Below are 23038 nucleotides of genomic sequence, written 5' to 3'. Positions count from 1 at the left end.
ATGCCGGAGGCCAACGCCATCGCGCGAAGCGCGATGACCGCATGGCGGCACGCAGCGCCGCCCCGACCCGAATCAGATGCTATGCGCGCGGCCCGCCGCGCGCGCCGCAGCCACCAAATCAACCATCCCAAAGAGTCTCAGCCGGCAGAGCCGGCGAGGCATCAGCCAGACATCATCAAAATATTTTGATGGCCGTGTGGACGCCACGATACGCGGGCGTTCTCTGGCGCACGATCCAGCCCAATCGGGACTTTCTCACATGATTGACGCGCAGCAAGTATCTGACAATCCTCGGGATCAGGCGCGCTCATGTCACCACTCAACTCAGCCACCTGATCGCATCATTCGGCTCAACACAGTCCTCGACCGGACCGGGCTGAGCCGGGCGACACTCTATCGCAAGGTCCAGGCCGGCACCTTCCCTAAACAGGTCCGTATCGCCACGCGCTGCATGGGATGGCGGGAATCCGCCATCAACGACTGGATGCGCAATCCCATGTTCTGGACGGTCGAGGATGCCGACAAGCGGCAAAAGGCATCGTCATTGCAAAGTCATCGATGCACACCATATCTTGCCTGTCGCTCCCCTCCCCCCTTGGAGCGACACCTCCCTGAACTATGGCCCCGCCGTTGAGATCTCTCCGGCGGGGTTACTTTTATCGATGCAGATCGCTGCGCCACCCAGATTCATGCATAGCTCAGCCTTGCCATGAGCATGTAGAAGCCCGATCGGTGAAGGCTTGAACGGGGGCAAAACCAGACAGCATGAGAGCGATATTCACCGAAGCGGCAACATTGCTTGGCCGCAATGTGCAAAGCGTGACCCGCGTTGGAGGCGGCGACCTCTCCTTCGTCGCGCGCCTCTCCCTTGGCGGCGGCGATACCGTCATCGCCAAACGGGGCGACAGGGTTGTCGAGGAAGCCCGCATGCTCACGGCGATCGCGGCGACCGGCACCGTGGTTCCGCAGATACTGGCCGTCCAGGATGACCTGCTGCTGCTCGAAGACCTGCCCTCGGACGGACGCCTTGTTCGCAACTGGGCGCATCTTGCCGAATTGCTCGACCGCCTCCATGCGCCGAGCCAGGTTGCCTATGGCTGGGATCACAATTATGGATTTGACGATGTGCTGATCCCCAATGGCCGATCCGACAACTGGGTCGAGTTCTGGACAGAACAGCGCCTGCGCTGCCATATTCCGCATCTCAGTGCCCAGTTGGCCCATCGCGTCGAGCGGCTCGCCGATCGCCTTGGCGAGCATGTACCCAAAAGCCCGCGTGCCGCCCTGCTCCATGGCGATCTATGGGGTGGCAATATCCTTGTCGGCCAGGACCAGATCAGCGGGCTGATTGACCCTGCATGCTATCATGGCGACCGCGAGGTCGATCTTGCCATGCTGAGCCTGTTCGACCAGCCGCCGCAGATATTCTTCGACGCCTGCGGCCTGGCGCAGGGTTGGGAAGACCGCCAGCCTGTCTATCGGCTATGGCCGCTCCTCGTCCATGTCCGGCTTTTCGGCGGCACCTACCATCAGCAGGCCGGAGCGTGCCTTGAGCGACTGGGCGTTTGATCAGCCAATGACTGCGCCCGCTCGGGGAGGACAGTTGCGCAAGGTGCAACTGTCCTCCCGACATTCTCAATTGGCATGTCAGCGTCATGCAACCATAGAGGCCGTGCCTTTCAGGCATCCTCTCCTAAAACTCATCGGCCGGTCTTCTGATCGGCCTTTTTTTTGCTTACCTTGGTAGCATCCGCCTTTCGCAGTTGCCCACATGGTGGTTTCGCAACACAGGGAAGCTGCTATCCATCGCTCACAGGGGGCCGAGAGCCAGCGGGTAGCATGTCGAGTTCGGCAGCCCAGCTATCTCCCTAACACATTCTCGCCATGCCATTGCAGCGCGAAGACGTTGACCTCTCGGCAGAGACACCATCTCGCTGAAATAGGGGCGATCGAAAGGCCCGCCAATGGTTTGGAGAGTAGCTTCCGGATTGAAGACATTTCGCTTTCTAATCCGGATCGCGCCGAAGCAGTTGCCGATACCCACCCTCTGCCATGAGCTGCGCGTCGCGTACGAGCCGGCGGACACGGGATCGCAACGCATCGGTCGGACCATCCCACTGATTGGCGATACGATCGGCGCCGAACAGAGCTATGCCGATATCACGATGCGACGCCCCTTCGCGCAGCGCGTCGTGGACGCGCAGCAACAGGAGCCAGCGCGCCATACGCGGCTCGGCGGGATAGAGCGCGGGCCGCAAGCGGCGGTGCGACAGAAAGTCGAGGAAGCGATTGAGCGCACGGAGTGGCCCCCGCGCCGAGGAAACTCCCTCGATGTGGAACAGGGGGCGCAGCGGTGGCGCCATGGCAAGGCTGCCCTCGACAATATCGAGACGGATCCGGCGCAAACCGTCGGAGAGAAGCAGAGGTTCACATCCCTTCGCACCTTGCCCGACGGTCAAAAAATCCGTCCATGCGGCCGGATCGATGCCATCACCATCGCCCTTGCGCGCCGGCAGCAAAGACAGACGCAATATTTCGGGATCATGATCGGCATGCCAAAGGATCCGCGCGTCCGGGACCGGGACGTCGGGATGCTCAGCGAAAATGCAGCCCCCATTGGCCAGGATCGGCGGCCCCGTGCGTGCTGGCGCGTGCCCCGGCGTGCCAGGCAATATAGCCGCTGTCGCGCCGCAGCCATTCCCACATGAGTCCCGCCCGATCGATTCCCATGAGGCGGGCATAAAGTCGCCAATCGCGCCAGGCGCCGATCTGGCTCACGCAAGGAATACGCTACGGCATGGCTGACGGGGCCACGCGTTACTCATGGCCGGCGCGAGCCCGACAATGAAAATTTGCGCTGCGTCGCAACATATGACATTTTAAAGACAGTTTTGGTCGCCTGCGGGAGGCATGAGACCCCTGCCGCCGGCTTGGACATTGGAAAGGGGTTGGGTGCGGGGTCGCCGGCATCCCAAGACGCCGCTCGCGCCGCCATTTGACTATGGAGCCAGACTATCATCTGCTGCAGCAATTGACCCGGCAGGTTCAGGACGCAGCAACGCTCGAGGACTATCGCGAGGCCATGGCGGCTCTGACGCAGGGCCTCAATTTCGATTATTTCGCCCTCACCCACCATGTCGATCCGCGCAGCGCGGGCGACCAGACGGTGCATCTGCACAATTATCCCGCGCATTGGGCCGATTATTATGCCCGAAACGCGCTGGGCATCTGCGATCCGATCCACCGGGCAAGCCATGTCGCGCCCGGCGGTTTCCCCTGGGCCCGCATTGCCGATTATATCGACCTGACCGCGCGAGATCGCCACATGCTGCGCCTGGGCGCGAGCCAGGGGATCGGCGACGGGTTCACCATCCCGATCCGCATCGAGGGCGAAATGCCCGGCTCCTGCACCTTTGCCATGCGTTCGGGCCGCCCGCTCGACAGCGCCTCGCTCGCCTTTGCCGAGATTGCCGGCCGTTTCGCCTTTGACGGCGCGCGCCGGCTGATTGGAAGACAGGCGTTGCGACTGCCGATGCTCGGCCGGATCCTCACCCGTCGTCAGCGCGACTGCCTTTTGTGGGCCTTTCGCGGCAAGAGCGACTGGGAGATCAGCCAGATCCTCAAGGTCACCGAAGGAACGGTCAAACGCCATATCCTGAACGCCTGTTCACGCTATCGGGTCAACAAGCGGATCATGCTTCTGGCCCCGACATTGTTGGACGGAACCTTCAGCATCACGGAAATCTACGGTTATCGCGATACATCTTTCGGTACGTAGCCGCGGCACGTCAGCAGGATGATGCTCGGCTCCCATTTCAAGAGGGAGTCGAGCCATGTTGCATATCCATGATGCGTCGCAGGCCAGGAGCGTGCCGAACGCAGGCGGCCGGGGGGCAGCCGAGGACATATTGCTGCGCGCCATGTTCGCAGCGAGAAAGTCGGTCTTTATCGATCTGCTCAAATGGGACCTGCCGGTCCTTGCCGATCGCTATGAGGTCGATCAGTTCGACGATCCGAACGCCCAATATCTGATCCTGGCGGACCGGGATGGCGCGCATCTGGCCTCGGCACGGCTTTTACCCACTCTCCATCCGCATATTCTCGGCAGCTTCTACGAATGCCTGTGCGAGCAGGAACCGCCACAAGGACCGGATATTTTCGAGATTACCCGCTTCTGCCTCGATCGCCGGCTGAGTGCCAGCGAGCGGCGCCAGGCTCGCGACAGCCTCATCTGCGCCCTTGTCGACCATGGGCTTACCCGGAATATGCGCCAATATGTCGCGATCGCCGAATTGAGCTGGCTTTCGCAGATTCTGGCCTTTGGCTGGGAATGCCGTCCGCTCGGCCTGCCGCAGATGATCGATGGTCGCATGCTGGGCGCGCTTTCCATCCATATTGATACGACCACGCCCGATCGGCTTGCGACAGCAGGCATCCGACCGTCCAGTTCACTGCTCGTCGCCACCCTTCCGGGCGCCTGAAAGGAACCCATCATGGTCCAGACCCAGACATCTATCGCGAACATGCGCGATTGTGCTCCAGCGCCCTATGTCGACCAGCTTGCCCGAAAAGGCTGGTGCATCATGCCCGACGCCCTGCCCGCCCAGCGCATAAATCGGCTCGACGATGATCTTGCAGAAGCGTTCGAACGGGCGCCCTACTGCCGCGGCCCCTTTTACGGCGAGACGACCAAGCGGCTTGGCCGCCTGCCGCTGCGGTCTGTCCATAGCGAAGCACTCATCTGCCATGCGCGGATATCGGAGATCGTGCATCATTTTCTGGGGCCCTGGTGCGACCATGTCCAGCTCAACACACCCCAGGCCATAGCCGTCGATCCCGGCGCGCCGGCTCAGGCGCCCCACCGCGACCAGGACATGTTCCATGGGCCCAAGGGCGGGATGGAATATCTTCTCAACGTGATCTGGCCGCTGACGCCCTTTGATCCCCACAATGGCGCGACCCGGCTCTGGCCCGGTAGCCATGGCAGCGCCGCGATCGAGGGAAGCACGGTCCAAGAAGAACAGGCGGTTGCGCCGGTCCTTGCTCCGGGCTCCGCGCTCTTGTTCCTGGGCTCGACGCTGCATGGCGCCGGCGCCAATCGAAGCGGGTCGGTGCCGCGCGCGGTGGTGATCGGCTATAGCCTTGGCTGGCTCAAGCCCTATGAAAATCTCTGGCTTGCCTACCCACCCCTGGTCGCGCGCCACTTCTCCCCGGAGCTCGCAAAGCTAGCAGGCTATGTCCAGCACCGACCCAACCTTGGCAATTTCGAAGGGCAATGTCCCTCGACATTGCTGACCGGCGGGCCAGAGCCGATGACGGAGCTGCGCGATGCCTTGCTGCCCCAACAGGCCGACATGGTCGAGGCCTATTGCCGGGCACAAAGGGTGCCGGGATGAACTCCGGGCTGACCGCCGAGCGCGTCTATGACGCGATACGCGCACAAATTCTCGATCGAGCCTATCTGCCTGGCACTAGGCTGGATCCGGCGCAGTTGGCAAAGGAACTGGCCGCGAGCATGACGCCCGTGCGCGACGCGCTGCATCGACTGATGGGAGAAGGACTTGTCGAAGCCCGGACGGGGAGCGGCTTTCACTTGCCGCTTCTGAACGAGCCTTCGTTGATTGACCTCTATCGCTGGTCGCATGAACTCAGCCTGCTGGCGTTGCGGCACTGGACGCCCGAACCTTCCGAGCCGGTGCCGTCACCGGCATTGGCCGATCGCACGAACGCGCTTTTCGACCGGATTGCGCGGGGATCGGACAATGGTGAGCATCGTCGCGCCATGCAGCAGGTTGCAGCGCGCCTCCATGCGGTCCGTCAAGTCGAACCACATGCCTTGCCGGGCGCGGACGAGGAGCTTGGAGGCCTGGAAGACGGGCTGGATCATCCCGACAGGCGCCGCTTTCTCTCGCTTGTCGGCGCTTATCATCGTCGGCGCACCCGGGCTGCCGGCGCCATATTGCGCGCCCTCTATCGCGCCCAGTGAGCGCGCCGCCAGCAACGTCGAACGCTTGAGGCAATAATCGCGATATTTAATCCGTATAAGATGCAGATAGCGCGCCGCACGCCATACACTCGAGCCTGTCACCATCCTGGTGGCGCAGCAGAGGAGTGAAGCTGATGGAACGCGAAGAGGAAATCATGCGCATCGACCTTGGTGCGGCAACCGAGCAGACCCAGGGCCCGGGCGGCATCGATGGAGACGAATTCCTCCAGCAGGACCGGGTCGGCCTGGCCGACGACTGATCCAGGGGGATGCCCGGCGATGGCGCCGGGCGTCCTTCCTCTCATCGGAAGAGCCGGCCATGGCCATCGGTCTCAAGACCAGTATCAGCTTCTGCGATGTCGAGGGACAATTGGTGTTTCTCGACATTGAGGCGGATCGATATTTCGGGCTCTCGCCTGCGGCGGAGCGGGTTTTCCGGGGCCTCCTGGCCGACCCGGCATCGCGTGTCCCCGCTTCTGATGCCCCCGCCGCCCCTGATCCTGCCGCCCCTGATCCTGCCTCCCTTGATCCTGCCTCCCCTGATCCCGCCTTTCCAGACCCCGCATCTTCTGTCATGGCGCTGATGGGCCATGCGCAGCTGCTCGAGATGGATGCACCAGCGGCGCCCATGCCCTGTCCTGCGCGTGCAAGCGGCCGAGAAAGCCTTCTCGATCGGCTGGAGGCCAGCGACCACAGGTCGAGCACCGCTGCGACGATCGCCGCCAGCCTCCACATAACATCCGTTCGCGCCCAGTTGCGCCTGCGCAGCCTTTCGGGCATTTTTGCGCGGCTACGGCGCAGCAAGAACGCCGTGCGCAATTGGCGGCATGCGCCCGACGAGGCTCTGGCGATCGTTGCCGCCTTCGCCGCCAGCGCACGGGTGCTGCGGTCCCATGACCAGTGCCTGCCGCGCTCCCTTGCTTTGGCCCATGCCTTCATCCGGGCGGGTCTTGCGGCCGATCTGCTCCTGGCTGTTCGGCTGCGGCCGTTCGCAGCGCATTGCTGGGTCGAGCATGACGGCCTCATCGCCAATGACCGCGCCGCGCATGTCGACAGCTATCAGCCGATCCTGATCCTGTGACGCTGCAACGTTATCTCGCGCTGCTCGGGCCTTGTAAGGATGCACCCGAACGCATGCGCCGGATCGGCGATCGGCTGATCCATGAAGGCCATAGAGTGCATATCCATCATGAAAAGGATTTCGCTTTGCTGGTGCTGGGTGATCCGCCGATAGCGATCGATACCGGCCTGATCGTCGGCCCTCTATTTGATCGCCGTCATCCTAGTTCGGTCGAGACGCTCGCGCCGGAGGATCAGGCGAAGATCAGGGCAAGCCAGGGACGCCATCTGACCGAGATTTTCTGGGGCGGCTATGTTGCCTTTCTGCGCACCGATGAAGGGATTGTTCTGCTGCGCGCGCCGCTCGGCGACCTGGCCTGCCTGTTCGTGCATCAGGCGCCGCGCACATGGGTGGCGTCCGATATCGCTCTGCTGAAGCGGACGGGCATGGCCCCCTTCGCAACGGATTGGTCGATGATCGCGCAGCATCTCGCCTGGCCCTATCTGCGCGGGAGCTGGACTTGCCTTGAAAAGGTGATGGCGCTGCCTACGGGCCATAAGCTGCAGTCCCGCGAGGCACAGCTATGTCTGGCGCCGTGCTGGTCACCCTGGGCGTTCGCCGAAAATGCCCCGTGCCTCACCCGCGACGAGCATGTCGAACGGATTGCGCGCGTGGTGAGTAACTGCGTCGCGACCCTGGCAGGCCATTGGGGCCGTCCGGTGCTGCTCCTGTCGGGCGGGCTCGACAGCTCGATCCTCGCGGCAACGCTTGCCGGTCGCGATGCCGATCTGCTCACCCTCTACACCCGCGACCCGATCGGCGACGAACGCGCCTATGCCGCGCAGGTCGCCGACCATATCGGCAAGCCGCTCATCGAAGCGCGGCGGGAGGTGAGCGAAATCCACCCGCTCCGCTCTGCAGCTGGGGGCCTCCCCTGGCCGGCGCGGCGCCTGTTCGAACAGGAAACGATGCGCCAGGTCGACCTTGCCGCAGCCGACCATGGCGCCGCAGCGCTGATGACGGGCGGCGGCGGTGACAATGTCTTCTGCGCGCTCCAGTCGGCAGCGCCGGTCGCCGACCGACTACTGGTCGAAGGCCCCGGCCCGGGCATGTTCAGCACCGCGCGCGAGATCAGCGCGCTCGCATCCGCCCCGATGCCGACGGTCCTGCGTTCTGCCGCCGCAAAGGCGATGCCCTGGGCACGCAGGAGCATCGTCCGGCCCGATCATGCCTATCTGAGCGACGAAGCCAGAGCGCGCGCGGGCGCGCGCCCGCCAGCCCATCCCTGGTTGACGCCCCCGGCCCGGCCTTTGCCCGGCGTTGCCGGATATATCCGGCTCCTTGCGCTGGCGCAAAGCTTCAGTGAGGGTCGGGATCCCGCGGCGACCATCCCGACCATCCTACCCCTGCTCGCTCAGCCCGTGGTCGAAGCCTGTCTTGCCGTCCCCAGTTGGCTGTGGTTCGAAAAGGGAAGGAACCGGGCGCTGGCGCGTCGGGCCTTTGCGCCCCATCTTCCGCGCGAGATCGTCGAGCGGCGGTCGAAGGGCACGCCCGATTCCTTCCAGGGAGAGATATTCGAACATCATCACGCGACCTTGCGGGACATGCTGCTGGGCGGCGCCCTTGCCGATCAGGGGCTGATCGACCTGCCCCGACTGACCCGGGTCTTTTCGGGCACTGTGCCGATGGCTCCCCCCGATGTCGGCAGCCTGTTACGGCTGGTGGATGTCGAAGCCTGGTTGCGCTCTGCACCGGGGCGCCATGAATGACGTCCATCATGGCCTGTCACCCGATATCGGCGCAGCCTTATGCGACCGCATCGCGTCCCAGCGCGCATATTGTTCATGCTTGGCCAGATCGGGATCGCGCGCGCCCTGGAGCCAATAGGCAAACCAGTCGAGATTGCGCAAATAGGCGGCGCGGCGATGGGCGGGCTGCCATTTGATATGATGCTCGCCGGGAAAGACATGCATCTCGACCGGCTGCCCATATTCGCGCAGGGCCGTGAAGCCTTCGAGGCTATGGATATATTCGTCGTCCGACAATTGCATGAGCAACGGACGGTCCAGTTTCCCGGCGTTCATCGCGACCGAATAGGGACGCCACAGGTCGGGATCCGGCCTGGTCAGCGGGGGCAGGCCATAGGCTCTTTGCTTGTCGGCAAAGGCGATGCCGGCCTGCATCATGACCATGTTCGCGTCGAAGCAGCAATTGCTGATCGATGCGGCCGCGAAGATCGGCCGATTGATGAGCGCAAAGCGAACGGTCGAGCTGCCATCGCTCAGACCCGTAATGCCGATCCGGTCGGGATCGACGATGCCGCGCGCCTTCACCGCATCGATTCCGGTCATGAGCGAGGAGAGAAGGCTCCAGCGCTCGGCCCAGCCCGCCTGCATCGCCCGGTTGAAGTCCTCCATCGTCTTGAGGCCGGGCTGGCCGGTGGCGACAAAGGCCGGGCGCTCGAGACTGAGAACCGCCATGCCGTGTGCTGCGAACAGCTGGATCGGATATTCATCCCCCGTCCCGCCACGCAAGAAGCCGTCGCTATGATATTGGACCACGACGAGCGGGAATTTCTGTCCCGGCCGCGCATCGGGCGGGAGGACCAGATCGCCCCAGGCGGCCAGCCCTCGATCATTGCGCCAGCGCAGCCGTTCGACCGATCCCAGTCGGATATTTGCGAATTCCGGATTGGGAACGAACAGGCTCTCCGCCTTGCCATCGGTCAGGGCAATGCGGGCCAGATAGCGCGGCGTGGTCGCATTTTCACGCAGGCAGTAGAGCGCGGCGCCACCCTGCACACATCCCAGAAGCACGTCGCGCGTGCGCAGCATAGGACGAGGAGTGCTGTCATCGAGCGTCCAGGAATAGAGGACCATATCCTCCTTGGCCCATCCTTCGCGCCGCAGAAAATAGAGCTGTCCCTGCGCATCCCACCAGAGTCCCTGAACATCGCCAAGGCAGAGCGGCGACGGACAGGCAATGTCTCGACCATCGCGGTCGCGCACATGGATTCGCTCGGGACTGAGCGGGGCAGCGCTTTCCGGGGCGAGCCAGGCGCGCTGCCCATTCCCCCCTTGCGCGAACGGCGCGACCCTGCGGCTTTCGGCAAGCTGTTCCGCCTCCGCCTGCGTCGCAGCCCGCTCCGCGCCGGTCGCGATATCTATCAATCTGGCTTCCACGGCGAGCCCGACGGGCGGGCGCGGCCGGGGTCCGATGTTCGGTGCGACCCGTCGGTCGTAAAGCCAGCCACCAAGCCCCTCGGCGTCGACACTGGCCTTGTCCGTCAGGATTGCGGGGCGCGCGGCGACCAGCAGGGCCTGTCCATCGCCCGACCAGGCAAAAGCCTCAATGTCGACCTGGCCATGCGTGATGGCCCGGGCCTTGCCACCCGCCGCCGCGACGATCCAGAGCTGGGTAACGCCCTTGTCGCGGCGTTGAAAGGCGATCTGCCTGCCATCGGGCGACCAGCGCGGGCCCCAGACCTCGGGCACACCGGTCGGCATTCGCCCCCCTTCCCCGTCCAGACTGGCCGTCGCCAGTTCGCCGCCCTGATCGAGCAGCCGCACCGCGCCGTTGCGGCTGACCACCACAAGCCCGAGACAATAGCTGTTCGAGCCCGGCTCGGCGCGACGCAGGATGAAGGCGACCTCCTGTCCGTTGGGCGACGCGCCGAGCGGTGTTGGCGCGCTGAAGGCGGATCCCTCGGGTCTGCCGATATCGCGCAGCCGCACAAGATCGTCGGCATTGATCAGGCGGCTCGCTGCATCCGCTGCGACCCGCTCGGGCAGGAGATCCTCGCATGACGTCTCAGCCCGGGCATCCGGGCAGAAGGCGAGCAGGCTGGCGCCCAGCAGCAGGAAAGCGCCCGTGCGCATGGTCCACCCGCCGCTCACCAGGCCATTCCCAGCGAAAGAGTGATCAGTCGCCCGATCGGCCCATAATTGGTCGAGTCATAGGTGCTGTCGATATAGGACGTGCTGGCGATTTCCGCTGGCCGGTCATCGAGCGCATTGATGACCGAGAGCCCCAGTTCCAGGCCTGCAAGCGCGCCGCGCGACAGAGTATAGCGAGCCGTGAGGTCCAGCGATCGCATACCGTCGACCGTCAAGACATTGGCCGTACGACGATCCTCGACGCCGCCGATATAGCTCAGGGAGGCGTTGAGACTGAGGTCCTTGTCCAGCCAGCCCAGGCTTGCCCGGCCGCGCCAATGGGGCGGCGTGAATAATTGCCCGGATCGCGGCAGCACCGGCTGATCGGGCAGGAAGCGCTGGTCGAAATGGAGATAGCTCAAATTAAGGGACGCATTGAGCATGCCGCCGCCCAGCGGACGGGCATAATCGGCCAGCATGTCGACGCCCTCGATCGCCTGGCTGCTGGCATTGGTATAGCGATTATCGACGATCGCGACGACCTTGGCCGGATCGACGGGTAATCCCGTCCGGTTGGTGAAGGTCGCAGCCTGGGCAATGAGCGCGGATACGGCCGCATCAGTCGGGTCATAGGTGATGAAATCGGCATAGACGGGATCGCGGAGCGACTGGGAGCTGAGCGCGATCGGCGTGACGATCCGATCCTGATAGCGGGTATTGAAATAGCTGAGCTGCAGCCGCAACCCGGCAAGCTCGGGCGGATGGATATCCACGCCCAGCGTCCAGCTGCGGGCTTTTTCCGGCTTCACATCAGGATTGCCGCCGCTCAGCAGCAGACCGGTCGCATCCGCGCCATAGCCGGTTCGGCCAAAAGCGCTGATGGCCGCAAGCGAGGCGGTCTGGGCCTGAATCTGCTGCATGAGGGTCGGCGCCCGGAAGGACCGTCCCCAGCTCGCCTTGACTTCAATCGCCCGGCTCGGCGCGTAGATGAGCCCCAGCTTCGGGGTCAGCACGTCGCCAATGCCGGGATAATCTTCATAGCGAAGCGCGGCGCTGGCGCTCAGGCGATGGATACCGGTCCAGCCCATGGCGGGCGAGACGAACGGCAGGCTCAGTTCGCCATAGCCATAATAGCTTTTCTGCACGGCATAGACATTGGCGACATTGCCCGGACCCTGATTGCCGTCGAGCAGATTGCGGCGAAAGCCGGTGCCCAGCGCCACCCGCACCGCGCCGGCGGGGAGATGGAAGAGGTCACCGTCGGCCGCCAGCTCGACCGATTGCCCTTCATTGCAATAGCAGAGCTGGGCGGATGCGACCGGCGTGTCGCCGACATAATAAGTGTTGCGGCTGGTGAGCTTTTCATCGCCATAGACGCCTGAAAGACCGACATGCCACTGGCCTGGCAGGTCCAGTGTCAGGGCCGGAGCGATGGCGAACGAGCGTGTGACCGAAGGCTGGATGTAGCGGCTGACCGACAGGTCTCCTGCCGGATTGCCGGGCTGGACCGTGTGGGTCGTGCGACGATCATAGAGGAGGTCGGCGGAGAAATGGAGGTTGCTCGTCAGGTCCTGATGGCCGGCGACGACCACGGCATGATGCTCGAGCGGCGGGAGGATGCTGACGCCGGGACGGCTGTCGGCAAAATCCCGTTCATCCGACATGAGCAGGCTGGAGCGGGCATATTCGAAGGAGGCCATGAAGCCGCCGCCCTCCCAGCGCTGTCCGGTGGTCGCGCCATAACGCTGGCGCGAATAGCCGCCCTGGGTGGCAAGGCCCGCCTCGAGATCGAAGCGCAGCCCGTCATAGTCGCGCCGCAATATGATATTGGCGACGCCCGCGACCGCATCCGAGCCATAGAGGGCCGACGCCCCGTCCGCGACGATCTCGATGCGCTCGACCGCGCCCAGGGGAATGGCCGACACGTCGATCCCCTGGCGCGAGCCATTATAGGCAAGCCGATGCCCATTGAGCAGCGTCAGGGTCGCGTCGCTGCCGAGCCCGCGCAGGTTGATCGTGCTGGCGCCACCGGTATCGATATTGTTGCTGCCGGTGTTGAACCCGACCCCATGGTTGAGCCCGCCGCTATAATTTTGCGGAATGTTGCGCACCACATCGGCGAGACTGGTCTGGCCGCTGCGCACGAGAGTGTCGCGTTCCAGGCGGATCACGGGCGAGGCGATCGGCGCACCGCGAATGCGGCTCCCGGTGACGACCACCAGCGGATCAGCCTCTTCCTTCGGTGCCGGGGACATCTTGTCCGGGCCTTCGATGATGATGGCGCTGCCCTCCAGCCGATAACGAAGGCCGCTTTGCCCAAGCAATGTGGCCACGGCCTCTTCGGCCGACAGCGTTCCCTTGAGCGCCGGCGCAGCACGGCCCTGCAGGATTGCGGCGGGCGCGCCTATCGACCGTCCCGATCGGGTGGACACCGCATCGAGCGCATCTCCGAGCGATTGGGCGGGCAGATCATAATCCTGCCGAGGCAGGTTCTGGGCACGGCCGATCGCCGGCGTTAGCGACGAGGCCGTCGCAAGGTATAGCAGGAAGGTCAGGCGACGGGCATTGGACGATCTCATATTCTTCTCCCCCGCCGACCCCATTTTTGGGTCGGCTCAAGGGGAAGGACAAATGACCTTGCCTCTACCCTGGCAGTTTTTTTTAACGCTCTGTCAGATGCATCGCGCCATCCGCCGCGACCTCGATCTTCGCGCCCATGGCGCTGGCCAGCAATTGCGCTGCTGCCCTGGTATTGCGCACGTCGAGCGTGCCGCTGAACCGCTTGCTTGCAAGAGCCCCCGTCACGATGATGGGCCCAACCGCGGCGTAGCGATTGCAGGCTGCGGCCACGGTTTCAAGGGGGGCATCCGTGAAGCGCTGCATGCCGCTCGGCCAATCCTGGATTGCAGATCGGTCCGGTTCGGGCCTGGGCAAGCGGCCAGACCTGTCCACCTTCATGACCTCGCCGGGCGCGAGAAATCGGGACGTCCCACCATGGTCTGTCCGGCGCACCTCGATCCGCCCTTCAATCAGGGCGATCGCGGCCTTTTCATCCTGCAGGAATATGTCGAACAACGTTCCATGGGCGACAACGTCCTGCGCGCCGGCCGTGACGATGAAAGGCCGCGGATCGCCATGCGCGACCGCAAAGCGGGCACGGCCGGAGATCAGGCGAATGCGCCGTTCCGTGCCTGAATAGGCAAGGTCGATCCGGCTCGCGGTATCCAGCGTCACGTGCGAGCCATCGGGCAAACGGATCGTCTCTATCTGTCCCGGCACTGTTTCGCGCCGTTGCTCGGGATGCAGCAAGGCCGCTGTCTGCGATCCAGCCTTCTTCTGGGAATCCGCTGTCTCCATCCAGAAACCGGCACCAATCACGGCAATCAGGCTGGCCGCCAGAAGGCCGACCAATGCGCTTCGCGTAGCGCTGCCGCGACTGCCGCCATTATCCCGGTCCGACGCAGGTGGTATGCGTCCCGTTGCGTCCCAATTGTCGAGCAGCGCATCATAGATGTCGGCATGCCGTGGATCGGCGCAATACCAGTCTTCGAATGCGGCGTGATCAGCCGCACTGGTCGGGCCGCGCAAACGGGCGAGCCAGGCCACGGCCTGCGCCCGGATCTGCTCGAGCGGATCGCTATTGGATGACGTCATCCTGATCAGCGCGCCCGCAGCGCCCGGTCAAGCTGCGCGATTGCTTTGCGCATATGCCATTCCACCCCCTTGATGCTGAGCCCCTGCGCAGCCGCGATATCCCGATAGCTCATACCATCGACGCGATGGGCAAGAAATATCTCTCGGGTTTTGGGTTTGAGCTTTTCCAACGCCGTCTGCAGCCGCGCCAGCATGTCGCGCGCTTCGAGCGCAGCGACCATGTCAGGTGCGGTCAGCCCTGCTTCCTCTGCTTGTATCTGCTGGGCCAGCGATCGTTGGAGTGCCGAACGGGCGCGATTGCGCAACAAATTGGTCGCCACGCGGCCTAGATAGGCCTCGGGCTCTTCAATCGTACGTAACGGATCCCGGCCGGCTTCGGCAAGGCGCGCGAAGCTTTCCTGAACAAGGTCGGCAGCGTCCTGACGGGCTTGGTTGGCGGCGAAATAGCGCTGCAACCGCCCCGACTGGCTGCGATACAGATCTTCAAGGGCAAGGGACGAACCGACCACCAGCCGGTCATTCGGCGGCAAGGGATCCTGTTCGGCAAGACGCGGGTCGCCGATTGCACGCAAGGCATTGACGATCAAGCGCATGAGAGCGCCCCCCTTTCCCCGCGCGCGCGCGGAGTGAGCCCTGCCGCCGATATGGTTTTCCTGCACATTTTCCGACGCACCTCCTTTTCAAAAGGCACAGCCGGTTCAAACCGGGTGTTGAGAACATGCCCAAGCATGCGCCGATGCCTTTGGCCGCTAGCGGCTTGGACATGCGCACCGGCCACCCGGCAGAAAACCGGTGGGGAAGATGGGGAGGTTCTCACGCCTCTGCGCCGTTTCCACACGGCGCGGACAGAGTGTAACCGATCGCATCAGCGTGACAAGCCATTGCCATGGAAGTGGCAATGGCAATCATTCGCGCTGCGCCAAGCCTGCAATCACGCCGACCAGGCAGACTTGCGCAATGGGAGGGAACCCGCACTGACCGTCCCGAGCTCTCGCGAATATATCGCATCGCGCGGCCCGTCTCTCTTCCGCATGAGCTCCAGACGCCGACCAGTCCTCCTTGAGCAAGCATCGCGACTTGCTATTCTGACAGAGCGGCGACTCAGCAGGAGGCGGCTATGTCCACAGCCGACGACGTGAATTATCTGTTGCGAAGGGCGCGGCAGGAGGCCCGTACAGCCAGAGAAGCCACGGCCCGCGGCGATCATATGATGATGATTTATGCCCATCGCGAGTTGGCAGTGCGATATGAGGCGAAGGCGCTGGTGCTGCAACGCGGACTCGCCCTTATGTGAGTTTCTGCCCGGCTGCCGCGTGTCATGACAGCTGGCCGTCTCAATCAGACCAGCGGGCCAATGCTATGAGAAGCGGAGGCGCTAGAGAGAGCCCACAAGGCGACCCGAATGCACGACGGAAAATTCGATCGGCCTCCGGCATCGGCGTCAGCGATGCATTCGGACCGCATCATCGGACCGCGGGAATGATGGTAAAAGCGCGGTCCAATCCGCCCCTGACCGACAGGCGCGCAGCGGGGCCTCTTGGGCAGCGTCCGCGTCCGCGATCAAGGGAACTGGCACTACCGGCGATTGCGGTCGAGGTTCGTCTCATTCATGCAAGCCAGGCATTCTGGACGCGCATTGTGGAGGCAAGCTCGTGACGCATGAACTGGACGAGGCGTATATTCGCAAGCTGCGGCGAGGCATACTCGAAGCCATCTGCGAGGCCTCTGTCCCGGAGGGAGGCGCAGCGGCGTCTTTCGATAAGACGCTCTACATCGGAACTGCCGAGGTCTGCGAAGTTCTCACAATTACCCTGGCGGAGTTTCTGGAAAGCATGCCGGGGCTTGACAGTCCATCAGATATTCGCGTCGTTTCGGAGAGGATTGCCAATAATCTAAAATCAGGCATCCAGACTATCAGGCGGGTTCGAATCGAGACCGGCTCAGATCCTTTGCCGACCGTTGCAATTCGGCCCAATTAAGCGTTGGAGCTCTGGCATGCTGCCCGTGATAACTGGTGGTTGTGTCGTTAGTTCATGTGTGCCTCCGATGCCAGCCTAGGCGGGAAGCGGAGCGTGGCCAAGCTGGCATCCTCACCAATTCCGGGGCTGGCAGTCGATATCCGTGGCTGCGAGAACGCGCCCGATTGTCATGATCGCGCCACCAGCCCGTGACGACGCGAACTTCCTAAAGGCGTAGAAAGTCGCACCACTCAGATGTGCGACGCACAGGCATGCGTTGGAGCTTTCTCGTGCCGATTAGGCGCTGTTCCAAGGCAGATCACATTGGCCATCCCTGGTAAATGCTGCTCCCATCGAAGTTCTGCATCAAGCGTGTTGGGATTCAATATCGCTAGGCAGCCAAACCCGCTTGTGCCACACCGCACGAACATATCGAGCTGCCATCACGCCAAGTTCGACATTACCTTCTTCGATAGCGGCCAATTCAAGAAGCTTCGCTTCACGCCAGGAACGCACGAAAGAAACATGCTCCTCATCCTCCTCCGGCCGCTCATGCGATGGGAATGAACGGGAAGCAAACGCGATGTTGATGTCGAAAATCAACTCGATGTAGCGACTACCGACCAGATCAAAAATCGCTTTCTGACTCTCTCGTTCGATTACCCTTATCGCCGCGAAGGACGCCTTTGCCTTGACCGCATTCACCCGCTTGCGGAAAGATGCCACAAGCTCAGATGCAGCAGGGCTCTTAAGCGCGACCGCCTTGCGAATGACCTCGACCCACAGGGCCGACGCGATAAGCGTGACATCCTCCGGCTCGAAATCGACCGCTTCAAGGTAAGAACTCACCACTCTTTGGATCGAGAGGGCGTCGGGTCGAGTCGCGTAATAGCCGCCACTTGGCCCGCGCTTCACCCGGAGCAGTCCCTCCTGCTCCAGCAAGCGCGCAACCTGCCGGACAGTGGTGCGAGAGAAGCCGAGGCGCTGCAACAGCAATTCCTCACTGCCGATGAACGCACCGTCCTCGTGTTCAAGGGCAATGGCGCGCAGATGCGAGGCAGCGGCTTCAATGGCTGGTTTGTTGGTTTTCTCGTTCACCTTGCCTTTCAAGCACAGCGCGGGAGCGATGACAATCGTGCTATAGAGTGCCCTCAACTGCGTTTTTTATTGCGTAAAAGACATTTATGTACGAATAAAGTGCATCTAATAAAGCTCGAATCGAGCGAAAACCGGAGAGGGAGCATCATGGGGCGTCTGCCTTGGGACATGAATGGCAAGGTCGTGGTCGTTACTGGCGGCAACGCAGGCATCGGAATGGGCTTCGCACGAGGCATCGCCCGGGCGGGCGGCGACGTCATCATCTGGGGGCGTCGCCAGGAAAAGAATGAAGAAGCAGCCGCAGAACTCCGCGCGCTAGGCGTCCGCGTTCTCGCCCAGGAAGTCGACGTGTCGGATGAGGCACGCGTCATCGCGGCCATGAACGAAGCTGTCGAAACGATGGGTCGCGTGGATGGCCTGATCGCCAATGCCGGCCTCATGCGCCATACCGGCTCCTTCCTCGACATGACGAGTGAGGCCTGGCACGGGCTGCTTGCCGTCAACCAGCACGGAGCCATGTATGCCGCCCGCGAGGCCGCCCGGCATATGAAGAACCGCTTTGACGCGGGCGATCCAGGTGGCTCCATCCTCTTCTGCGCCAGCCTTTCAGCCATCACCGGATCTATTGGCATGCAGCACTATAATGCATCCAAAGGCGCGATGGCGGCGCTGGCACGCGGCATTGCGACGGACCTTGGACGTTACGGCATTCGAGCCAATACCGTCTGTCCAGGTTACACCGAAAGCGAGACCGTCAAGGATCGTGGCCCCGATTCACCGCTCGGCGCACAGGTTCGCGAACGCAATCCCATTCCGCGCTTCGGCACGGCTGACGATTTCGAGGGCATAGGGGTCTATTTCATGAGCGACGCATCACGTTATCATACCGGGGACCTTGTCCGGGTCGACGGCGGCTGGATGGCCAATGCAGGCAAGAACAACCTGGCTGCGGGGCGCGGATGATGGCCGATACGCTCAATGCAAAGCCCGAAGCGGTAGGCTCGAAGATCTTCAAAGTTGACGGCTTTCGCAACCCTAGCCTGGCGGCTGACCGCCGTGAGCATTTGGAGGCGATTGAAGCCGAACCTCTCGATATGTCGGCGCAGGCAGTCCTAGATGCGGCCAAGGCTACGACCGGGCTTGATGATTTCGGCCCGATGGACTTCGTCGAACGCCTCGAGCTTCTGCTGGGGGAAGTCGAGGCGAACGCCAATCTCTGGAAGTCGGCCAAGAAGCAATTTATCGGCTTCTGCGTGAAGGCAGCCTCGAACCGGCTGCGTAACCAGGCCTATCTGTCGGCTAATCCCGAGACCGCCGACATTGTCATCGACCGCCCAATCATCATCGTTGGTCTGCCTCGATCTGGAACGACGCATCTGGAGAACCTGATCGCGGCTGACAGGCGCCTGCGCTATCTTCCGGTCTATCTCGGGTCCGAGGCGACTCCGACGCCTGGAGAAAGTGTTGGCCCCGACGGCAAGGATCCTCGCTGGCTACGATCCAACGCCCACTGGGATCGCATGAAGGGCAACGCCATCATGGCTGCCATGCATGAGCATTCGCCAGATCATGCCTGCGGAGAGAACGAGCTGCAAATGCCCGATTTCTCGACTTATCAGTGGGAATGGATGGCCGAAGTGCCCCGGTGGCGCGACTATTATCTCTCGCACGATCAGACGCCGCATTACGCCTATGGAAAGCGGATCCTGCAAGCGGTTGCGCACCAGTACCCCAGCGAACGACGGTGGATCATGAAGGGTAACCAGCACAGCGAACAGTTGCCTGCTCTCAATGCGGTCTATCCCGATGCGATCTTCGTTCAGACCCATCGTGACCCGCTGGCCATTCTCCAGTCGGTGCTGACCATGCGCGGGCTCTCGGTCCTCGCAAATCAGAAATCTCCCGATATCGAGGGGCATGTCACATATTGGGTCGATCGCATCGAGAAGATGCTCCGCGCCTATATGCGCGATATGGAAGTCATCCCGGCAGGCCGGCGTATCGACCTGATGTTCCAGGACATCATGGCCGATGATATCGGCACCGCCCAACATGTCCTCGCAGCGGCCGGCCTGACGCCGTCTCAAGACAGTGTCGCTGACATGCGTCACTATATGGATACCCATCCGCGAGGGCGCGACGGTCGCGTGGTCTATGATCTTGCAGGCGACTTCAACCTCGATCTCGAGGCACTGCGCAAGCGGTTCAGCTTCTATACCGATCGCTTCCCGGTGAAGCATGAGGTGCGGCCATGACCGGCTCGCCCGAGCCCCTCAATGCGACGATCGTCAAGGATGGGGCTGGTCGGCAGGACGCCGTCGACCTTGGCAACGGCATCTTCATGTCCCGCGACGTCTCCAACCTCTATCGCGTGCTGACCGACGAGGGCGACGTCCTGATCAACACCGGAATTGGCTTCAGTGCCGAGGAAAACGTCCGACGCCTTTCCGCAGTTAGCGACAAGCCGATCAGGAAGATCATTTTTACGCAAAGCCATGATGACCATATCGGTGGCTGGCCGAGTTTCAATGCACCGGGCATCGAAACCATTGCGCAGGCGAATTTCGCGCATGTCCGCGGTTATTTTCGCGATAGCGGTCTTGGGCCAACTCTGGCCCGCCGCTCACGCGCACTCTGGAGCCGCGATATCAAGAAGCCGGTCGTCGATCGGACCGAACCGGAAATCTCGCGTATTTTCCATGACAGCTACAGCTTCTCGCTAGGCGGGCGGCAGTTTGATCTGCTCGCAGTGAAAGGCGAGACGCTGGACTCCCTCGTCGTATGGATGCCGCAGGACAGGATCGTCTTCACAGGCAATCTTACCGGTCCGCTCTTCGGTCATGTCCCCAATCTCTATACGCTGCGCGGCGACAAGATCCGCTCTGTACAGTTCTACATCGACAGTCTGCAGCGCGTGATCGATCTTGAACCCGAGACGCTCGTGACCGGCCATGGGAACCCCATTCGCGGAGCGGCGGAGGTCAAAGCGCAACTTTCGCAGATTCGCGACGCATCCCAATATCTGATGGACCGCACGTTCGAAGGCATGAACGCCGGCAAGAGCCTGTGGGACCTGATGGCGGAGATCAGGCTGCCGCCCGACCTTGCGATCGGTCAAGGACATGGCAAGGTTTCGTGGATCGTGCGGGCCATCTGGGAGGAACATCTTGGTTGGTTTCGCTACGAGTCCTCTACCGAGCTCTATAATGTTCCGCCCCAGGCAGTCATGTCTGACCTGATTGCGCTGGCGGGCGGAACGGGGCCTGCCCTGTCCTTGGCAAGAGCCCATCTCTCGGCGGGGCGCCCGCTTCATGCCCTGCACATTGCAGAAGCGATCGGGAACGTCCCCGACGCACTGCAGGTCCGCAGGGATGCCAATCAGGCGATCCTCGACCGCGTCGGGCGGGAGAATTTCAGCGAGGTCCGCTGGCTCGAAGCCCAGATCGCTAATCTGGACGCCCAGTTGGGAGTGAACACCCAATGAGCCACCCTCGCCTCTCTGTTGATGCGATGTGCAGCTACCGCTGGTCCTTCGATCAGGATCTCAGTCTCTGGACCTCAATGGGTCTGCGCCATGCAGGCTTGCTGATCTCGAAGCTGGAAGATGATCCCGAAGCTCGCATGGTCCAGCTGTCCGAAGCCGGCATCCGAGCGAGCACGCTCATTACCGAGTCATTTGACCTTTCCAATCCCGATAGCTGGGCAAAGACACAGGCCGCCCATCGCGCCGCCATCGATCTGATGGCTCGGCATGGCGGCTGGTCGATTTACTTCACACCCGGTCGGACAACGAGCATCTCTTGGCAGGAGGATTTTGATCGGCTGGCAGAAGCGGTCGCGCCAACCGTCGCTTATGGCCAGGAAAAAGGCGTTCTGGCCGCTATCGAACCAACGCAGCGCACCAGTGTTTCTTTCGTAACGAGCTTACGGGACGCCATTGATGTCGCTGAACGCACAGGCGTTTGCATTGTGGCCGACTTCGCCAATGTGTGGATGGAAAGAGATCTGCGCGAAGTCTTTCATCGCGCGATGCCTTATGTCGCACTCATCCAGATTGACGATGTGATCATAGGGGGGCGCGGGAGGCCTGCTCCAGGTGGCCGGGTGCATATCGGCGAAGGTGAATTGCCGGTGCGCCGCATGATCCAGGACGTGCTGGATGCCGGTTACACCGGCGTCTTCGATCTCGAAGTCGTGGCCGCCGACTTCACCAAGGACATCAGTGAAGACAGCCTGCGCAACGGCATAGATGCCGCTTCCGCGCTCCTCAAGGACATGGGCATCTAGATAAAAATCAGGGAGAGGAAGAATGGAAAATAATAATCCGACGTTCAACAACAAGGCGGCCCTGATTTTCGGAGCAGGTCGCAACATCGGGAGCAAGATTGCTCACGAATTTGCACGGCGCGGCGCCCGCGTCGCGGTCGCCGACATTGATCTCGACGGCGCCAATGAAACGGCCCGGGCCATTATTGACGCGGGCGGTCAGGCCCTGGGGATTCACGCCAATGTCATGGACGCAACATCTGTCCGACAGGCCGTTGACACCGCAGAGGCTCAATTGGGCCCAATCGACATCGTCGTGAACAATGCCGGCTTACTCCATAGCGGAAATCCAGAAGATTTTCCGCTGCAGGAATGGCAGCGCATGATGGACTGCAACTTCTTCGGCATTGTGCGCAGCAATGAGGTCATTCTGCCTCGGATGCTCGAACGCGGCTCGGGACATATTGTGAATACGGCTTCCTTCGCGGGCCTCTATCCCTACGCCAGCAGTCGAATTCCCTATGCAGCCTCGAAGGCGGCAATTATTTCGCTTTCACAGAACCTCGCTCTCTACCTCGAACCCAAGGGCATTCGCGTTTCCTGCCTTTGCCCGGGCCCAACGCATTCGACCGCAAGCCTCGCAGCCAACGCCTTCTCCGACGACGTCGTCAATCGGGGACCAGGCTCGGACCTGTCCGTCATGAGCCAGGAGGCCGTCGCTACCATACTTGCGGACGGAATGGCCGACGGCCGCATCATCATTCCTACGCATGAGGAAGGGTTCCAGACGATCCGCGATTGGGCGACGTCCCCCGACGACTTCATTCGCGCCAAGATCAACGAATTCGAGCGAGGCGACAGTGGGTTGCCCGGTCGCAAGCCCGTTTCAGTCTGAATGCTTTCCTGGAGCCCAAGCATGGCACGTAATCTCACCCATCTGGAGCGCCTAGAGGCGGAGAGCATACACATCCTGCGGGAGGTTGTGTCGGAGGCGGATCGGCCTGTGATGCTTTATTCGGTGGGCAAGGACAGCGCGGTGATGCTGCATCTGGCCAAGAAGGCCTTCTATCCCTCGCCGCCGCCCTTCCCGCTGCTCCATGTCGATACCACCTGGAAGTTCCGCGCGATGTACGACCTGCGC

The 23038-nt window shown here is 62.3% G+C and carries 23 protein-coding genes and 1 pseudogene; 18 read left to right on the top strand and 6 right to left on the bottom strand.

From position 1 onward, the window contains the following. The 3 genes and pseudogenes from A0U87_RS26520 to A0U87_RS22260 form a co-directional block, all read left to right on the top strand. Window positions 1-189: hypothetical protein (locus A0U87_RS26520; RefSeq protein WP_206366623.1), on the top strand; the 189-nt coding region annotated here is incomplete at its 5' end. Between the two features lie 151 nt (window positions 190-340). After that, window positions 341-517: pseudogene (locus A0U87_RS22265) on the top strand (AlpA family phage regulatory protein); the annotation flags it as partial. A 248-nt stretch (window positions 518-765) separates the two neighbouring features. Then, a complete protein-coding gene (locus A0U87_RS22260) occupies window positions 766-1569 on the top strand; it encodes a fructosamine kinase family protein (protein WP_137406012.1) in 804 nt (267 codons plus the stop codon). A 437-nt stretch (window positions 1570-2006) separates the two neighbouring features. Here A0U87_RS22260 and A0U87_RS22255 read toward each other — a convergent pair whose 3' ends face one another. Continuing rightward, window positions 2007-2672, bottom strand: coding sequence for a DUF2285 domain-containing protein (locus A0U87_RS22255; RefSeq protein ID WP_170978455.1), 666 nt, complete (start codon window positions 2670-2672; stop codon window positions 2007-2009). Between the two features lie 329 nt (window positions 2673-3001). Between A0U87_RS22255 and A0U87_RS22250 the strand changes: the two genes are divergently transcribed. The 7 genes from A0U87_RS22250 (at window position 3002) to A0U87_RS22220 (ending at window position 8815) form a co-directional block, all read left to right on the top strand. Then, window positions 3002-3778 (top strand): LuxR family transcriptional regulator, encoded by a 777-nt coding sequence (locus A0U87_RS22250; protein ID WP_137406015.1) that lies wholly within the window; start codon window positions 3002-3004, stop codon window positions 3776-3778. Window positions 3779-3833: 55 nt separating this feature from the next. After that, entirely contained in the window at window positions 3834-4481 is a 648-nt protein-coding gene (locus tag A0U87_RS22245; RefSeq protein WP_137406010.1) for an acyl-homoserine-lactone synthase, read from the top strand. Between the two features lie 12 nt (window positions 4482-4493). Further along, a complete protein-coding gene (locus tag A0U87_RS22240) occupies window positions 4494-5396 on the top strand; it encodes a phytanoyl-CoA dioxygenase family protein (protein WP_137406009.1) in 903 nt (300 codons plus the stop codon). Further along, window positions 5393-5986 (top strand): winged helix-turn-helix domain-containing protein, encoded by a 594-nt coding sequence (locus A0U87_RS22235; RefSeq protein ID WP_170978454.1) that lies wholly within the window; start codon window positions 5393-5395, stop codon window positions 5984-5986. The genes A0U87_RS22240 and A0U87_RS22235 overlap by 4 nt, the downstream gene beginning before the upstream one ends. Window positions 5987-6120: 134 nt before the next feature. After that, window positions 6121-6246, top strand: coding sequence for a hypothetical protein (locus tag A0U87_RS27075; protein ID WP_004211934.1), 126 nt, complete (start codon window positions 6121-6123; stop codon window positions 6244-6246). Between the two features lie 59 nt (window positions 6247-6305). Continuing rightward, on the top strand, window positions 6306-7067 hold the full coding sequence (locus A0U87_RS22225) for a lasso peptide biosynthesis B2 protein (protein ID WP_170978453.1): 762 nt from the start codon (window positions 6306-6308) through the stop codon (window positions 7065-7067). A 53-nt stretch (window positions 7068-7120) separates the two neighbouring features. Beyond that, on the top strand, window positions 7121-8815 hold the full coding sequence (locus A0U87_RS22220; RefSeq protein ID WP_137406006.1) for an asparagine synthase-related protein: 1695 nt from the start codon (window positions 7121-7123) through the stop codon (window positions 8813-8815). Between the two features lie 6 nt (window positions 8816-8821). Here A0U87_RS22220 and A0U87_RS22215 read toward each other — a convergent pair whose 3' ends face one another. From A0U87_RS22215 to A0U87_RS22200, 4 genes are all read right to left on the bottom strand, one after another. Next, window positions 8822-10942: an Atxe2 family lasso peptide isopeptidase gene (locus A0U87_RS22215; RefSeq protein ID WP_170978452.1), complete on the bottom strand. Its 2121-nt coding sequence runs from the start codon at window positions 10940-10942 to the stop codon at window positions 8822-8824. Next, on the bottom strand, window positions 10939-13500 hold the full coding sequence (locus A0U87_RS22210; protein ID WP_170978451.1) for a TonB-dependent receptor: 2562 nt from the start codon (window positions 13498-13500) through the stop codon (window positions 10939-10941). The genes A0U87_RS22215 and A0U87_RS22210 overlap by 4 nt, the downstream gene beginning before the upstream one ends. Before the next feature lie 82 nt (window positions 13501-13582). Then, a complete protein-coding gene (locus A0U87_RS22205; RefSeq protein ID WP_240700622.1) occupies window positions 13583-14230 on the bottom strand; it encodes a FecR domain-containing protein in 648 nt (215 codons plus the stop codon). Window positions 14231-14580: 350 nt separating this feature from the next. Further along, the gene (locus tag A0U87_RS22200; RefSeq protein WP_137406002.1) at window positions 14581-15168 is read right to left on the bottom strand and encodes a sigma-70 family RNA polymerase sigma factor; all 588 of its coding nucleotides are present in this window, start codon (window positions 15166-15168) and stop codon (window positions 14581-14583) included. A gap of 524 nt (window positions 15169-15692) precedes the next feature. On the opposite strand from A0U87_RS22200, the gene A0U87_RS26335 reads away from it, so the two are divergent. Beyond that, entirely contained in the window at window positions 15693-15869 is a 177-nt protein-coding gene (locus A0U87_RS26335) for a hypothetical protein (RefSeq protein ID WP_170978450.1), read from the top strand. A 358-nt stretch (window positions 15870-16227) separates the two neighbouring features. Then, window positions 16228-16554, top strand: a complete 327-nt coding sequence (locus A0U87_RS22195; protein WP_137406001.1) for a hypothetical protein — start codon at window positions 16228-16230, stop codon at window positions 16552-16554. A gap of 345 nt (window positions 16555-16899) precedes the next feature. Here the strand turns inward: A0U87_RS22195 and A0U87_RS22190 are convergent, their stop codons facing one another. Continuing rightward, window positions 16900-17631, bottom strand: a complete 732-nt coding sequence (locus tag A0U87_RS22190) for a GntR family transcriptional regulator (RefSeq protein WP_170978449.1) — start codon at window positions 17629-17631, stop codon at window positions 16900-16902. On the opposite strand from A0U87_RS22190, the gene A0U87_RS22185 reads away from it, so the two are divergent. From A0U87_RS22185 to A0U87_RS22160, 6 genes are all read left to right on the top strand, one after another. Further along, window positions 17584-18594 (top strand): SDR family oxidoreductase, encoded by a 1011-nt coding sequence (locus A0U87_RS22185; protein ID WP_240700621.1) that lies wholly within the window; start codon window positions 17584-17586, stop codon window positions 18592-18594. The genes A0U87_RS22190 and A0U87_RS22185 overlap by 48 nt on opposite strands. Continuing rightward, complete coding sequence (locus A0U87_RS22180; protein ID WP_240700620.1) at window positions 18591-19886, top strand: sulfotransferase; 1296 nt, start codon at window positions 18591-18593, stop codon at window positions 19884-19886. The genes A0U87_RS22185 and A0U87_RS22180 overlap by 4 nt, the downstream gene beginning before the upstream one ends. After that, window positions 19883-21115 carry an MBL fold metallo-hydrolase gene (locus tag A0U87_RS22175; protein WP_137405999.1) on the top strand — a complete coding sequence of 411 codons (1233 nt, stop codon included), beginning with the start codon at window positions 19883-19885 and terminating at the stop codon, window positions 21113-21115. The genes A0U87_RS22180 and A0U87_RS22175 overlap by 4 nt, the downstream gene beginning before the upstream one ends. Then, window positions 21112-21918 carry a TIM barrel protein gene (locus tag A0U87_RS22170; RefSeq protein ID WP_137405998.1) on the top strand — a complete coding sequence of 269 codons (807 nt, stop codon included), beginning with the start codon at window positions 21112-21114 and terminating at the stop codon, window positions 21916-21918. Before A0U87_RS22175 ends, A0U87_RS22170 begins: the two co-directional genes overlap by 4 nt. A gap of 22 nt (window positions 21919-21940) precedes the next feature. Then, window positions 21941-22792, top strand: coding sequence for an SDR family oxidoreductase (locus A0U87_RS22165; protein ID WP_137405997.1), 852 nt, complete (start codon window positions 21941-21943; stop codon window positions 22790-22792). 21 nt (window positions 22793-22813) lie between these two features. Beyond that, window positions 22814-23038: phosphoadenosine phosphosulfate reductase family protein (locus A0U87_RS22160; RefSeq protein ID WP_170978448.1), on the top strand; the 225-nt coding region annotated here is incomplete at its 3' end.

The organism is Sphingobium sp. MP9-4 (assembly GCF_005281675.1).
Classification (GTDB): domain Bacteria; phylum Pseudomonadota; class Alphaproteobacteria; order Sphingomonadales; family Sphingomonadaceae; genus Sphingobium; species Sphingobium yanoikuyae.
The sequence above is the reverse complement of the archived record's forward strand: the minus strand, read 5'-3'. Positions and strand labels throughout refer to the sequence as shown.

Bases quoted from the DNA above. Each gene is read 5' to 3' on its own strand.
- A0U87_RS22185 (WP_240700621.1), top strand. From the start codon at position 17,584: ATGCGAGGCAGCGGCTTCAATGGCTGGTTTGTTGGTTTTCTCGTTCAC.
- A0U87_RS26335 (WP_170978450.1), top strand. From the start codon at position 15,693: ATGTCCACAGCCGACGACGTGAATTATCTGTTGCGAAGGGCGCGGCAG.
- A0U87_RS22225 (WP_170978453.1), top strand. From the start codon at position 6,306: ATGGCCATCGGTCTCAAGACCAGTATCAGCTTCTGCGATGTCGAGGGA.
- A0U87_RS22180 (WP_240700620.1), top strand. From the start codon at position 18,591: ATGATGGCCGATACGCTCAATGCAAAGCCCGAAGCGGTAGGCTCGAAG.
- A0U87_RS22175 (WP_137405999.1), top strand. From the start codon at position 19,883: ATGACCGGCTCGCCCGAGCCCCTCAATGCGACGATCGTCAAGGATGGG.
- A0U87_RS22260 (WP_137406012.1), top strand. From the start codon at position 766: ATGAGAGCGATATTCACCGAAGCGGCAACATTGCTTGGCCGCAATGTG.
- A0U87_RS22250 (WP_137406015.1), top strand. From the start codon at position 3,002: ATGGAGCCAGACTATCATCTGCTGCAGCAATTGACCCGGCAGGTTCAG.
- A0U87_RS22235 (WP_170978454.1), top strand. From the start codon at position 5,393: ATGAACTCCGGGCTGACCGCCGAGCGCGTCTATGACGCGATACGCGCA.
- A0U87_RS22165 (WP_137405997.1), top strand. From the start codon at position 21,941: ATGGAAAATAATAATCCGACGTTCAACAACAAGGCGGCCCTGATTTTC.
- A0U87_RS27075 (WP_004211934.1), top strand. From the start codon at position 6,121: ATGGAACGCGAAGAGGAAATCATGCGCATCGACCTTGGTGCGGCAACC.
- A0U87_RS22200 (WP_137406002.1), bottom strand. From the start codon at position 15,168: ATGCGCTTGATCGTCAATGCCTTGCGTGCAATCGGCGACCCGCGTCTT.
- A0U87_RS22210 (WP_170978451.1), bottom strand. From the start codon at position 13,500: ATGAGATCGTCCAATGCCCGTCGCCTGACCTTCCTGCTATACCTTGCG.
- A0U87_RS22220 (WP_137406006.1), top strand. From the start codon at position 7,121: ATGCGCCGGATCGGCGATCGGCTGATCCATGAAGGCCATAGAGTGCAT.
- A0U87_RS22240 (WP_137406009.1), top strand. From the start codon at position 4,494: ATGGTCCAGACCCAGACATCTATCGCGAACATGCGCGATTGTGCTCCA.
- A0U87_RS22245 (WP_137406010.1), top strand. From the start codon at position 3,834: ATGTTGCATATCCATGATGCGTCGCAGGCCAGGAGCGTGCCGAACGCA.
- A0U87_RS22170 (WP_137405998.1), top strand. From the start codon at position 21,112: ATGAGCCACCCTCGCCTCTCTGTTGATGCGATGTGCAGCTACCGCTGG.